Annotated in this window: 15 protein-coding genes; 11 read left to right on the top strand and 4 right to left on the bottom strand. The window is 46.6% G+C overall.

What is annotated here, in order from left to right; genetic code table 11:
• Nucleotides 1–90: 90 nt before the first annotated feature.
• The 3 genes from AD710_RS01285 to AD710_RS18825 are packed head-to-tail and all read left to right on the top strand — an operon-like array spanning nucleotide 91 to nucleotide 906.
• Nucleotides 91–549 carry a PRC-barrel domain-containing protein gene (locus tag AD710_RS01285; protein WP_049627095.1) on the top strand — a complete coding sequence of 153 codons (459 nt, stop codon included), beginning with the start codon at nucleotides 91–93 and terminating at the stop codon, nucleotides 547–549.
• Between the two features lie 12 nt (nucleotides 550–561).
• Nucleotides 562–753 (top strand): hypothetical protein, encoded by a 192-nt coding sequence (locus tag AD710_RS01280; protein WP_003152738.1) that lies wholly within the window; start codon nucleotides 562–564, stop codon nucleotides 751–753.
• Between the two features lie 21 nt (nucleotides 754–774).
• The gene (locus tag AD710_RS18825) at nucleotides 775–906 is read left to right on the top strand and encodes a YrzQ family protein (RefSeq protein WP_003152741.1); all 132 of its coding nucleotides are present in this window, start codon (nucleotides 775–777) and stop codon (nucleotides 904–906) included.
• 35 nt (nucleotides 907–941) lie between these two features.
• Here the strand turns inward: AD710_RS18825 and AD710_RS01275 are convergent, their stop codons facing one another.
• From AD710_RS01275 to AD710_RS01260, 4 genes are read right to left on the bottom strand one after another with little or no spacing between them, the layout of a single operon-like run.
• A complete protein-coding gene (locus AD710_RS01275) occupies nucleotides 942–1,598 on the bottom strand; it encodes an amino acid ABC transporter permease (RefSeq protein ID WP_049627094.1) in 657 nt (218 codons plus the stop codon).
• Between the two features lie 18 nt (nucleotides 1,599–1,616).
• Nucleotides 1,617–2,267 (bottom strand): amino acid ABC transporter permease, encoded by a 651-nt coding sequence (locus AD710_RS01270; protein ID WP_049627093.1) that lies wholly within the window; start codon nucleotides 2,265–2,267, stop codon nucleotides 1,617–1,619.
• A gap of 56 nt (nucleotides 2,268–2,323) precedes the next feature.
• A complete protein-coding gene (locus AD710_RS01265) occupies nucleotides 2,324–3,151 on the bottom strand; it encodes a transporter substrate-binding domain-containing protein (protein ID WP_049627092.1) in 828 nt (275 codons plus the stop codon).
• Between the two features lie 20 nt (nucleotides 3,152–3,171).
• A complete protein-coding gene (locus AD710_RS01260; protein ID WP_049627091.1) occupies nucleotides 3,172–3,900 on the bottom strand; it encodes an amino acid ABC transporter ATP-binding protein in 729 nt (242 codons plus the stop codon).
• Nucleotides 3,901–4,118: 218 nt separating this feature from the next.
• On the opposite strand from AD710_RS01260, the gene AD710_RS01255 reads away from it, so the two are divergent.
• From AD710_RS01255 to AD710_RS01220, 8 genes are all read left to right on the top strand, one after another.
• Nucleotides 4,119–5,180, top strand: a complete 1,062-nt coding sequence (locus AD710_RS01255) for an AI-2E family transporter (protein ID WP_049627090.1) — start codon at nucleotides 4,119–4,121, stop codon at nucleotides 5,178–5,180.
• Nucleotides 5,181–5,511: 331 nt separating this feature from the next.
• Nucleotides 5,512–8,148: an alanine--tRNA ligase gene (alaS, locus tag AD710_RS01250; RefSeq protein ID WP_045926789.1), complete on the top strand. Its 2,637-nt coding sequence runs from the start codon at nucleotides 5,512–5,514 to the stop codon at nucleotides 8,146–8,148.
• Between the two features lie 84 nt (nucleotides 8,149–8,232).
• Nucleotides 8,233–8,499: an IreB family regulatory phosphoprotein gene (locus AD710_RS01245; RefSeq protein WP_003152749.1), complete on the top strand. Its 267-nt coding sequence runs from the start codon at nucleotides 8,233–8,235 to the stop codon at nucleotides 8,497–8,499.
• 8 nt (nucleotides 8,500–8,507) lie between these two features.
• A complete protein-coding gene (gene ruvX, locus AD710_RS01240) occupies nucleotides 8,508–8,924 on the top strand; it encodes a Holliday junction resolvase RuvX (protein ID WP_016938833.1) in 417 nt (138 codons plus the stop codon).
• A 12-nt stretch (nucleotides 8,925–8,936) separates the two neighbouring features.
• Entirely contained in the window at nucleotides 8,937–9,218 is a 282-nt protein-coding gene (locus AD710_RS01235; protein ID WP_003152751.1) for a DUF1292 domain-containing protein, read from the top strand.
• 110 nt (nucleotides 9,219–9,328) lie between these two features.
• Entirely contained in the window at nucleotides 9,329–10,420 is a 1,092-nt protein-coding gene (gene mltG / locus AD710_RS01230; RefSeq protein WP_045926788.1) for an endolytic transglycosylase MltG, read from the top strand.
• Nucleotides 10,421–10,570: 150 nt separating this feature from the next.
• On the top strand, nucleotides 10,571–11,224 hold the full coding sequence (locus AD710_RS01225; protein ID WP_016938835.1) for an O-methyltransferase: 654 nt from the start codon (nucleotides 10,571–10,573) through the stop codon (nucleotides 11,222–11,224).
• 6 nt (nucleotides 11,225–11,230) lie between these two features.
• The gene (locus AD710_RS01220) at nucleotides 11,231–12,160 is read left to right on the top strand and encodes a peptidase U32 family protein (RefSeq protein WP_049628745.1); all 930 of its coding nucleotides are present in this window, start codon (nucleotides 11,231–11,233) and stop codon (nucleotides 12,158–12,160) included.
• Nucleotides 12,161–12,164: the final 4 nt, after the last annotated feature.

The raw sequence follows: 12,164 nt of genomic DNA, 5'->3' as shown, positions 1-12,164 counted from the left end.
GGTTTTCGCCTGTGGAAGTCATTTCAAAGTATGGCGCCCGGCTTCTTGGCAAAACCTATACGTGTTCAACAAAAGGTGGTTGATCACACTTTGAGAACATGCCATGCAGCTGAAGGACGAATCGTATATGACGAACACACCCGGCGCAGCCTGGGGATGATATCGGATGTGTGTTTCTCTCTTGACGGCCGGTTTCTCGGTTTCGTGCTTGAGCAGAAACGCCTGTTTCACAACCGCCATCTTTTTTTAGCAGCCAGTGATATAAAAGAGATGGAACAAGAAGCCGTAGCTGCCGCCAGAGCTCACTTGCAGCCTTTGCCGAAGAGCTGTTTCACCTTTGAACAGATTAAGATGCAGCCGGTGAAATCGCCTGATGGTGAAATGTTCGGTTTGCTGGAAGATGTATACTTTTGTTTGGACAAGGGCATAATCGTAGCATATGAACTCTCGGACGGCTTCTTTTCAGATCTGGCAGGCAGACGCCAAGTGCGGCGCGCTGCCGATACGCTTATTGAAGCGGGGAAAGACGGCATCGTCCTGAACGGATAAGAGGTGTAGTCTGTGCTTGTATGTCCGAACTGCAAAAGTAAAGATATCGGCAAAATCGGCGTAAACCAATACTATTGCTGGGGCTGCTTCATAGAGCTGACGGTGGCCAAAGGCAAAATTGCGACACATCAAGTAGAGGAAGACGGCACGTTAAGCAGTCTTGATGATTTGTTTTCTGAAGACGAACGCAGTATCAATTTTTAATGTTGAAAGGAGATACGCGCGATGGGCAGAACAATGACCTCTCTATTGGCTTTAGGAGCTGGAGCCGTTATGTATCGTATGGCTTCTCAGTCCGATATGCTTAATAAAAAAGGTATGAAACGGATGAGAAGACGAGTTATGAAAATGTTCTAAGCAGAAAAAAGGATACTTCTTCGGAAGTATCCTTTTTACGTTTGTCTCGCTTCCAGCCGCCGGGCTAGAAGAGATAAGCTGTAATTGACCGCAAAGTACATCAGGGCCGCCAGCAGAAAAACCGGAAAAAAATAACCCCCGTCAGCGCTTTGTCCGTTTAAAATCTGAGCATTATGAACCAGCTCGGGCAGAGCGATGACCACCGCAAGTGACGTATCCTTTAATAAAGAAATAAATTGGCTCACAATCGGAGGGACCATACGCCTGAGCGCCTGCGGCATGACAACGAGAAAAAGAGTCTGCGTGTAGGTCAGCCCTGAAGAACGCGCCGCTTCAATCTGGCCTTTCTCAACGGATTGCAAACCGCTTCTGATGATTTCTGACAGCATGGCTGATTCAAAAATCGTCAGCGCTGTGATGGCGGCTGCGGTAATTTCCAGTTTGATGCCGATTTCCGGAAGGGCAAAAAACGTAAAGAAAATGATTAATAACAGCGGCAGGTTGCGGATGGTTTCGACAATGGCGGCTATTATGCCAGAGACAGCAGGGATTTTCGCATAGCGCAAAGTGCCGGCGGCAAGCCCGAAAATAAAACTCAGGACAATGGAAATAAGCGCAACATAAAGCGTGATCAAAAAGCCGTTCCATAAAAACAGCAGATGGTCAGGTGTATAGGCGCCGCTAAAATCCATGTTGTTCACTCTCCTTCTTTAATAACTTTTTCCGAGGCGTCTTTCCAAATAGTGAACCCCGATGCTGAGCGGTACCGTTAAAATCAAATAAAAAAGCGCCACAAAGATATAAACATCAAACACGACGAGAGTGCTTGAAGAAACGAGATCGGCCTGATACATCAAATCCAGTCCCGCCACCACGCCGAGAATTGATGAGTTTTTGACAAGGTTGAGAAATTGGTTTCCGAGCGGGGGAATTACGATTTTAACAGCCTGAGGGAGAATCACGTATCTCATTGCCTGACTGTAGGTGAAGCCTGACGATCTGGCCGCTTCCATTTGTCCCTTAGAGACAGTCTGAATTCCGGCTCTGATGGCTTCTGCGATAAAGGCGGATGTATAAATCGTCAGTGCGATCGTTCCCGCCTGAAAGCCGTCCAGTCTCAATCCGGCATTCGGAAGTCCGAAATAAAAAACGAATGTGATGAGGAGAAGCGGAATGTTCCGGATAAATTCCACATACGCAGTGCCGATCCATTGGAGCGGTTTGAGCGTCGTGATTCTCATGACTGCGATCAGAACGCCAAGAGCGAAGCTGCCGGCCAGCGCGATGAAGCTCGCAAGCAGTGTGTGCAGAAAACCGTCCAGATACATATCGAAGTTTTCCGTTAAGATTGTAAAGTTCATGTTTTTCACTCCTTATAAAACGGGGATGAGCATGTCTGCTCATCCCGCGGTCGATTCTATTTTGCCGGTTCTTCTTTAATCCATTTTTTGTAGATTTTTTCGTACCTGCCGTCGGCTTTCATTTTTTTCAAAGAGGCGTTGATTTCTTTGACGAGCCCGGATTGGCCTTTTTTAACGGCGATTCCATAAGGTTCATCGGTGAATGTGTCGCCTGTCAGCTGATATTGTTTATTTTCATCTGCCATGCCGTATAAAATCGCATTATCCGTGGTGAGCGCATCTCCCTGTCCCGCTTTAAGCGCAGTGAACGCTTCGGCGTAATTTTCAAATTCCAGCACTGAGGCGTCGGGCGCTTTTTCCCTGATGTTCTGTGAGGATGTGGAGCCTTTTACCGCCAATACTTTTGAGCCTTTTCCCAGGTCCTCGGTGCTTTTGATCCGGCTTCCTTTTTTGACGAGCAGGGACTGCCCGGCTTCAAAATAAACGTCTGAGAAATCAACTTCTTTTTTCCGCTCATCCGTGATCGTCATCGTGGCCGTGATGGCGTCGATATCGCCGTTTTGCAGCATCGGAATTCTCGTTTTTGACGTCACTTCTTTAAACTCCGCTTTTTTCTCATCTCCCAGAATATCTTTTGCAATCTGTTTGGCGATATCAATATCAAAACCTTCGATATCCCCGGAGCTTGGGTTTTTCAGTCCGAATAATCTCGTATCGGTTTTAACGCCGAAGATGATTTTGTCTCCGTCTTTAATAGAAGCTAACGTGTCTTTTCCCGTGCCCTTTGAACCCCCGGACGTTTCTTTCCCTCCGCAGGCGGCCAGCATCAAGACGGCCAGCAGTGAGATCAATCCGAAAGATAACCATTTTGTTACGCGTGACATAAGCGTTCCCCCGTTTCTTTTCAGTGATTTAAAATACGGCTTAAGAATAAACGCGCCCTCTCTTCACGCGGGCTTTCGTAAAACTCAGCCGGTGCAGCTTCCTCTAAGATGGAGCCGCTGTCGATAAACACGATGCGGTCCGCCACTTCTTTGGCGAATCCCATTTCATGTGTGACGACTACCATGGTCATGCCTTCCTTTGCGAGTGTTTTCATGACATCCAGCACTTCTCCGATCATTTCCGGATCAAGCGCGGATGTCGGTTCATCAAACAGCATCACCTCGGGCTTCATCGCAAGTCCTCTGGCGATGGCGACGCGCTGCTGCTGGCCGCCTGAAAGCTGTGAAGGGTAAGCGTCCGCTTTGTCGGGTATGCCGACTTTTTTCAAGTAATATAAAGCCGTTTCTTTTGCTTCTTCTCTTGATTGCTTGAGCACTTTGATCGGCGCGAGCATAATGTTTTGCAGAACGGTTTTATGCGGATACAGATGAAAATGCTGAAACACCATGCCGATATTGCGGCGGACTTTATTCATATCCGTTTTTTTGTCATGGATGGAGGCGCCGTTTACCGTTAAAACGCCTCCATCAACCGTTTCCAGCTGATTAATGCAGCGGAGAAGCGTGCTTTTTCCCGATCCTGATGGTCCGATGACAACGACGACTTCTCCTTTTTTAATGTGCAGATTAATGTTTTTGAGCACGTGGAACTGTCCGTAGTGCTTATTTACATCCTGAAATGAGATCATGGTCATCCTCCTTGGAAAAACATGCGTCATATTGACTAACAGTTATGGAAATTTCTTTAACGTTACGATGATTATACAAATTTTCGGAAAATATATTCAAACTTTTTTGTAATTTCAGATAATTAATTCCACCATGAGGTCTGCGACATAAGGCTGACTTTAGGAAACGGGAATAATTCCGGCTTTCTGTCAAAAGATAAAGCAAGAGGTGAAACATCATGCTTCAAAAACCGCTGCAGCTCTTAATGTGGACGGCTGTATGTCTGCTCGTTTTGTTAACAGTGTATGTCTTTTGTATGCTCGATATGTTATGGTCACCCATATGGCTTGTTATAAAATCTCTCTTTATTCCTATATTCATCGCAGTATTTATTGCTTATCTTTTGCTTCCGATTACTGAATGGCTTCATAAGAAAGGAATGCCTAGAACTTTAAGCCTGCTTCTGATTTATTGCCTGTTTTTCGGCGGAATCGGCTGGGGGGCTTATAAAGGGGTTCCTGTATTAATTGAACAGCTGCAGGATCTGTCTGAGAGCATTCCCGGTCTTGCCGAAAACTACAACAGCATGCTGAGACATCTGCATAATCATACGGATCATTGGCCTGACGGCATGCACCATCGGATGGATAAAATGATTCAGCAGACAGAAACGTTTCTTGCCGGCACGATTGAGAGCACGATCAGAAGCATCCGTTTCGTGCTTGATTATATCCTGATCGCGGCGACGATTCCTTTTCTCGTTTTCTATATGGTGAAGGATATAGACGTCATGAAAAAGACGGTCTGGTATTTGACGCCGAAGTCTTGGAGGAAAAGGGGGAGTGAATTTCTGCGGGATGTGGACGACTCTCTCGGCGATTATATCCGCGGGCAGCTTCTCGTATGTTTTTTGCTCGGATTAATAGCCGGCGTTTCTTTCTGGCTGTTCGGCCTTCCTTATCCGCTGATCTTAGGTCTTGCCATCGGGATTACGAATGTCATACCGTATTTCGGTCCGTTTATCGGCGCTGTTCCGGCGCTGCTCCTTTCGCTGGCGATTTCTGCTAAAGCTGTGATCATCGTAATCGTCACGATTTTTATTCTTCAATTTATAGAAGGAAACATTTTGAGCCCGCTTATTGTCGGGCGCAGTCTCAGAATGCATCCCGTCGTGATTATGCTTGCACTTCTTGCCGGAGGAGAGCTTGCGGGCATTCCCGGCATGATTCTCGCTGTTCCTGCAGCAGCCGTTTTAAAAGTGACGGCCATTCACTTTTTGCGGATCAGGACGGAACATTGACATTCGGGTTCTGCTTGTCTATAATTTCGAGTAGAATACATACGAATCTCGAGTGACGGATATGAGTACGCCGAAGCCCTGTTTAAGAGAGAAGCTCCGATACGCTGAAAGGAGCTTCAGCAGAAGATCGGCCGAAGCTAATCCTGAGTGCAGTTAAAGGCTGCCGCAGTCCTGCGTTACGGGATGAAAGGTGACGGGCCTTTTTCGGCCTGTAATCAGGGTGGTACCGCGAGACAGCTCTCGTCCCTGTGTGAACGCATGGTTTGCATAGGGAGAGGGCTTTTTTGCTGTCGCGAAAGAGAATTTCGGGTAGTGATAAGGAGGAATATAGATGAAACACTTAACTTCTGCTGAAGTGCGTCAAATGTTTTTAGATTTTTTTAAAGAAAAAGGCCATGCCGTTGAACCGAGCGCCTCATTGGTTCCGCATGAAGATCCGTCTTTATTGTGGATCAACAGCGGCGTTGCGACGCTGAAAAAATACTTTGACGGCCGCGTTGTGCCGGAGAATCCGAGAATTGTGAACGCGCAAAAATCAATCCGTACAAATGATATTGAAAATGTGGGAAAAACGGCGCGCCACCATACGTTCTTTGAGATGCTCGGAAACTTTTCCATCGGCGATTATTTTAAAGAAGAAGCCATCACGTGGGCATGGGAGTTTTTAACGAGCGAAAAGTGGATCGGCTTTGATCCGGAGCTGCTGTCTGTAACGGTTCATCCTGAGGATGAAGAAGCTTATACGCTATGGGCGGAAAAAATCGGCGTTCCGGAAGAAAGAATCATCCGTCTGGAAGGGAACTTCTGGGATATCGGCGAAGGCCCGAGCGGACCGAATACGGAAATTTTCTATGACCGCGGCGAGAAATACGGCAATGACCCGTCAGATTCTGAATTGTATCCGGGCGGCGAAAATGATCGTTATCTTGAAGTGTGGAACCTGGTATTTTCAGAGTTCAACCACAATCCGGACGGCACGTACACACCGCTTCCGAAGAAAAACATTGATACGGGCATGGGGCTTGAACGGATGGTCTCCGTTATTCAAGACGTTCCGACAAACTTTGACACTGATTTGTTTATGCCGATTATTGAAGCGGCAGAGCGTATTTCCGGAGATGCTTACGGAAAGGATGCAGTGAAGGACACAGCCTTTAAAGTAATTGCCGATCATATCAGAACGGTCGCATTTGCGGTAAGCGACGGAGCTCTGCCGTCAAACGAAGGGCGCGGGTATGTTCTGAGACGCCTCCTTCGCCGGGCTGTACGATACGCGAAAACAATCGGTATCAGCCGTCCGTTTATGTATGAGCTGGTACCGACTGTTGCAGGAATTATGGACGCTTTCTATCCGGAGGTGAAAGAAAAGCAAGAGTTTATCGCCAAAGTCATCAAAACGGAGGAAGAGCGCTTCCATGAAACATTGAACGAAGGTCTTGCCATTTTATCTGACGTGATAAAGAAAGAAAAGGAAAAAGGCAGCGGCATCATCTCCGGAAAAGACGTATTCAAACTGTACGATACGTACGGATTCCCGGTTGAATTGACAGAGGAATACGCGGAAGATGAGCAAATGAAGGTTGATCATAAAGGCTTTGAAGCCGAAATGGAAAAACAGCGTGAACGGGCGAGAAATGCGCGTCAAGATGTAGGAAGCATGCAGGTGCAGGGCGGCGCATTGCGCGACATTACTGCAGAAAGCACGTTTGTCGGCTACAGTTCCGTAAAAACTGAAGCGAAGGTGATTGAGCTTCTTCATGACGGGCAATTAATCAGCGAGGCGCATGAAGGGGATACCGTTCAGATTCTTCTTGATGAAACGCCTTTCTATGCTGAAAGCGGCGGACAGATCGGTGACAGAGGAGTGCTGAGAAGCCCACAGGCTGTCGTAACCATTAAAGACGTGAAAAAAGCTCCGAACGGCCAGCATGTACACGAAGGCACAGTGGATAGCGGCACGCTTCAAAAAGGCGCAAGCGTCACCGCTGAAGTGGAGGACCAAATGAGAAGCGGCGTGGTGAAAAACCATACGGCAACCCACCTTCTGCATCAGGCGCTGAAAGACGTTCTCGGCACACATGTCAACCAAGCCGGCTCACTCGTTACCGAAAACCGTCTGCGTTTTGACTTCTCTCACTTCGGTCAAGTAACGAAAGAAGAACTTGAACGCATTGAAGGAATCGTCAACGAAAAAATCTGGGAGAGCATTCCGGTAGCGATTGATCTGAAACCGATCAATGAAGCAAAAGAAATGGGCGCAATGGCCCTGTTCGGCGAGAAATACGGCGATATTGTACGTGTCGTACAAGTCGGCGATTACAGTCTGGAGCTTTGCGGCGGATGCCATGTCACGAATACGGCTGAAATCGGCCTGTTTAAAATCGTATCCGAATCAGGGATCGGCGCAGGTACGCGAAGAATTGAAGCCGTGACAGGAAAAGGCGCTTATCAGGAAATGAACAGCCAGCTCAGCCTCCTGCAGCACGCTGCGGACGAGCTGAAATCAAACGTAAAAGACGTGCCGAAGCGAATCCAGTCTCTTCAAGCGGAACTGAAAGAAGCGCAAAGAGAAAATGAATCATTGCTCAGTAAACTCGGCAATGTGGAAGCCGGAGCCATTTTGTCTAAAGTAAAAGACATCGGCGGCGTAAAAGTGCTGGCTGAAAAAGTAAACGCGAAAGACATGAACCACCTTCGCACAATGGTGGATGACCTGAAGGCGAAGCTCGGTTCTGCGGTCATCATTCTCGGCGCCGTGCAAAATGACAAAGTCAACCTGTCAGCGGGCGTAACAAAAGATCTGATCGAAAAAGGCCTTCACGCCGGCAAAATGGTCAAACAAGCGGCAGAAGTCTGCGGAGGCGGAGGCGGAGGCCGTCCGGACATGGCGCAGGCCGGCGGAAAGCAGCCTGAGAAATTGGAAGAGGCGCTCGCATCTGCGGAAGATTGGATAAAATCCGTTTTATAATCCTTTCAACTAGTGTAGAATGATGATAAGATGAGGACCTCAGGCTGAACTTTGCCTGCGAATTTGGGAAAGAGGTGCAAAACGGTGAGCTCGTTTGATAAAACGATGAAATTTAATTTCTCCGATGATTCTGCTGAAACAAACGTCGAAGAAGTGCTGATTACAGTATATGATGCGCTTCAGGAAAAGGGGTACAATCCTATCAACCAGATTGTCGGATACTTGCTGTCTGGAGACCCTGCATACATTCCTAGGCATCGCGACGCCCGGAACTTAATTCGCAAACTGGAACGTGACGAATTAATTGAGGAATTGGTAAAATCCTATCTAGAACAGCATAAAGAGGCGTAAATATACTCATGAGAATATTGGGACTTGATCTGGGAACGAAAACACTCGGCGTCGCTTTAAGCGATGAGATGGGCTGGACCGCTCAGGGCATTGAGACGATAAAAATAAACGAAGCTGAAGGAGATTACGGTCTGGACCGTTTATCCGAGCTGATGAAAGACTATAATGTAGAGAAGGTCGTACTCGGTTTTCCGAAAAACATGAACGGGACGATCGGTCCGAGAGGCGAAGCCAGCCAAACATTTGCGAAACTGCTTGAAACAGCGTACAATGTCCCTGTTGTGCTGTGGGACGAGCGTCTGACGACGATGGCGGCTGAAAAAATGCTGATCGCGGCTGACGTCAGCAGACAAAAACGAAAAAAAGTCATTGATAAAATGGCGGCTGTCATGATCCTTCAAGGATATCTGGACAGTTTAAACTAAGAGGTGAAAGAAATGGAACACGGCGAAAAACACATTACAATTGTCGATGATCAAGGTAACGAACAGCTTTGCGAAGTGCTGTTTACATTTGAAAACGACACATTCAACAAATCTTATGTTCTTTATTATCCGATTGATGCTCAAGACGATGATGAAATCGAAATTCACGCTTCAAGCTTCGAGCCGAACGAAAACGGTGAAGACGGCGAACTGATGCCGATTGAAACGGATGAAGAGTGGGAAATGATCGAAGAAACGCTGAATACGTTTTTAGCGGAAGAAGACGAAGAATAAAATGAACAGAAAAAGCCGGAGCGCATATGCCGCTTCGGCTTTTTCTGTAATAAATTGCCGAATGCCCGCGATTCATGTAGTATAAGAGCTGTTGGGAGGAAAATACTTGTATGAACATCAATCAGACTAAAAATTCATTTCTGCGCAAAAACAAAAAAACGACGATAATACTGTCCTCCGTGATCGCTCTGATCATCATCATTTGCGGTGCTTTTTTCTATGGAAAATCTCTGCTGTCCCCGGTTGACAAAGGCAGCAAAACGACAGTCAATATTAATATTCCGAGCGGTTCTTCGGTTTCGGCAATCGCCGGAATTCTTGAGGATCAGCATGTCATCAAAAGCAAAAAAGCATTCCAGCTGTATGTGAAGTATAAAGGCGCTTCCGGATTTCAGGCGGGATTTTACCATCTGAATAAAGGAATGGACGCTGATGCGATTATCAAAAAACTGACCGCGGGATCTACGGGGTATGCCTTTCAGATCACCGTTCCCGAAGGAAAACAGCTGACACAGATTGCCGACGCGATCGCAAAAGAAACATCATATTCTAAAGAAGAGATCATGGCAAAACTGGACGACAAAACATTTATCGACAAACTGAAAAAACAGTTTCCTGATACAATAACAGACGCTCTTTCAAACAAGAAGCTTAAGCATCCGCTCGAAGGCTATTTATACCCGGCCACATATCCGTTTAATGATCCGGATGCATCGCTTGATAAGATTTTGACGGCAATGATTCAGGAAACAAACACCCGTATCGAAACATATAAATCTGAACTGGAAAAAAAGAAACTTTCCGTCCATAACGCGCTGACGATGGCATCGCTTATCGAAGAGGAAGCCACAGCCAAAGCCGACCGTCACAAAATCGCAAGCGTCTTTTACAACAGACTTGCAGAAAAAATGCCGCTGCAGACTGACCCGACGGTATTATATGCGGCCGGAAGGCATAAGAGCCGGGTCTTCTACAAAGACCTGAAAATTGATTCGCCGTTTAACACGTATAAACATAAGGGGCTGCCGCCGGGACCGATTGCAAACGCCGGGGATTCATCGTGGGAAGCGGCTCTTAACCCTGACAAAACGGATTATCTCTATTTCCTGGCAAAATCAAACGGTGAGGTCGTATTCACGAAAACATTAAAAGATCATAATAAAGCGAAGGAAAAGTATATTTCCAAAAAAGACAGTGAATAAAGGAGGGCAAAAGCTCTCCTTTTATTCCATTCTGAAAGGTTTTATGATAAAATATATCGGGTTGTTTACTTATGGATAAAGAAGTGTCTTAAGAGAGTGTCCCCGCGGATTCGTCAGGGGCACTCCTTTTTAGAACGGAGGCTGTTTGCCGTGAATGATCGGTATGAACAAATAAACGAGTATATAAACGCGATGCTGAAGCCTCGGCCTGATAAAGTGAAAAAGCTTGAAGCCTATGCAAAAGAGCACCATGTTCCGATTATGGAAGAAGCGGGCATTGAAGTGCTGCTTCAAATGCTGTCGATTCAACAGGCGAAAAACATCTTGGAAATCGGCACGGCAATCGGATATTCGGCTATACGGATGGCGCTTGAACTTCCGGATGCGAATATTTACACGATTGAACGGGACGACAAACGCTATGAAGAAGCTGTGAACAATATAAAAGACTTTGAAATGGAAAATCGGATTCACGTACTGTACGGGGATGCGCTTGAACTTTCTGAGTCTGTCCGTGTCACGGCTCCTTATGATGCCATTTTTATCGACGCGGCAAAAGGCCAGTACACGAACTTTTTTGAGCTCTATGAACCGATGCTTGCGCCGGACGGGGTCATTTTCACAGACAATGTTCTGTTTAAAGGGCTGGTGGCACAAGATCACTCGGAAATTGAGCCGAAAAGAAGACGGAAGCTTGTTGAAAAAATTGATCAATATAACCAATGGCTGATGAACCGGCCTGACTATCAAACGGTCATACTGCCGGTCGGAGACGGCATCGCCATCAGTAAAAAGAAGAGGTGAATGATCATGAAAAAACCTGAACTTTTGGTGACTCCGACTTCCGTACAGGATATTCTTCCGCTCATTCAAGCGGGGGCAACGGCGCTGTTAGTCGGAGAACAAAGATACGGCCTGAGACTGGCCGGGGAATTTTCAAGAGAAGATATTAAAGAAGCCGTAAAAACAGCTCATCAAAAAGGCGCGAAAGTGTACGCTGCCGTCAATGCTATTTTTCACAATGAAAAAGTGGACGAGCTGAACGGCTATCTTGCTTTTTTGCAGGAAGCCGGCGTGGATGCGGCTGTTTTCGGTGATCCGGCCGTTTTAATGGCGGCGCGTGAAGCGGCTCCCGGGCTCAAACTGCACTGGAGCACGGAAACAACGGGAACCAACTACTATTCCTGCAATTACTGGGGACGCAAAGGCGCACGGCGGGCAGTGCTGGCTAAGGAATTAAATATGGACAGCGTCATTGACATAAAAGAAAACGCCGAAGTGGAAATTGAAATTCAAATCCACGGCATGACGTGCATGTTCCAATCTAAGCGTTCATTAGTGGGCCATTACTTCGAATACCAAGGAAAAGTCATGGACATCGAACAGAAGAAAAAAGAAGCGGGCATGTTTCTGCATGACAAAGAACGGGGCAATAAATACCCGATTTTTGAAGACGAAAACGGCACGCACATCATGAGTCCGAACGATGTGTGCATGATTGATGAATTAGAGGATCTGATAGACGCCGGCATTGATTCTTTCAAAATCGACGGAGTGTTGAAGTCTCCTGAATACTTAACCGAAGTGACCCGCATGTACAGAGAGGCAATCGATTTGTGCATCGAAAGCCGCGAGACATACGAAGAGAAAAAAGAGAGCTGGATAGAGCGGATTGAAAGCATTCAGCCTGTGAACAGAAGCATCGACACAGGATTCTTCTTTAAAGAAACGGTCTATTAAAAAG

The sequence above is a fragment of the Bacillus sp. JFL15 genome (genome assembly GCF_001184225.1).
In the GTDB taxonomy this organism is placed as follows: Bacteria; Bacillota; Bacilli; order Bacillales; family Bacillaceae; genus Bacillus; species Bacillus siamensis.
The sequence above is the reverse complement of the archived record's forward strand: the minus strand, read 5'-3'. Positions and strand labels throughout refer to the sequence as shown.

What these genes read in the sequence shown, in the direction of transcription:
- AD710_RS18825 (WP_003152741.1), top strand. Translation starts at nt 775, where the DNA reads ATGGGCAGAACAATGACCTCTCTATTGGCTTTAGGAGCTGGAGCCGTT.
- AD710_RS01275 (WP_049627094.1), bottom strand. Translation starts at nt 1,598, where the DNA reads ATGGATTTTAGCGGCGCCTATACACCTGACCATCTGCTGTTTTTATGG.
- AD710_RS01270 (WP_049627093.1), bottom strand. Translation starts at nt 2,267, where the DNA reads ATGAACTTTACAATCTTAACGGAAAACTTCGATATGTATCTGGACGGT.
- AD710_RS01265 (WP_049627092.1), bottom strand. Translation starts at nt 3,151, where the DNA reads ATGTCACGCGTAACAAAATGGTTATCTTTCGGATTGATCTCACTGCTG.
- AD710_RS01260 (WP_049627091.1), bottom strand. Translation starts at nt 3,900, where the DNA reads ATGATCTCATTTCAGGATGTAAATAAGCACTACGGACAGTTCCACGTG.
- AD710_RS01255 (WP_049627090.1), top strand. Translation starts at nt 4,119, where the DNA reads ATGCTTCAAAAACCGCTGCAGCTCTTAATGTGGACGGCTGTATGTCTG.
- alaS (WP_045926789.1), top strand. Translation starts at nt 5,512, where the DNA reads ATGAAACACTTAACTTCTGCTGAAGTGCGTCAAATGTTTTTAGATTTT.
- ruvX (WP_016938833.1), top strand. Translation starts at nt 8,508, where the DNA reads ATGAGAATATTGGGACTTGATCTGGGAACGAAAACACTCGGCGTCGCT.
- AD710_RS01235 (WP_003152751.1), top strand. Translation starts at nt 8,937, where the DNA reads ATGGAACACGGCGAAAAACACATTACAATTGTCGATGATCAAGGTAAC.
- mltG (WP_045926788.1), top strand. Translation starts at nt 9,329, where the DNA reads ATGAACATCAATCAGACTAAAAATTCATTTCTGCGCAAAAACAAAAAA.
- AD710_RS01220 (WP_049628745.1), top strand. Translation starts at nt 11,231, where the DNA reads ATGAAAAAACCTGAACTTTTGGTGACTCCGACTTCCGTACAGGATATT.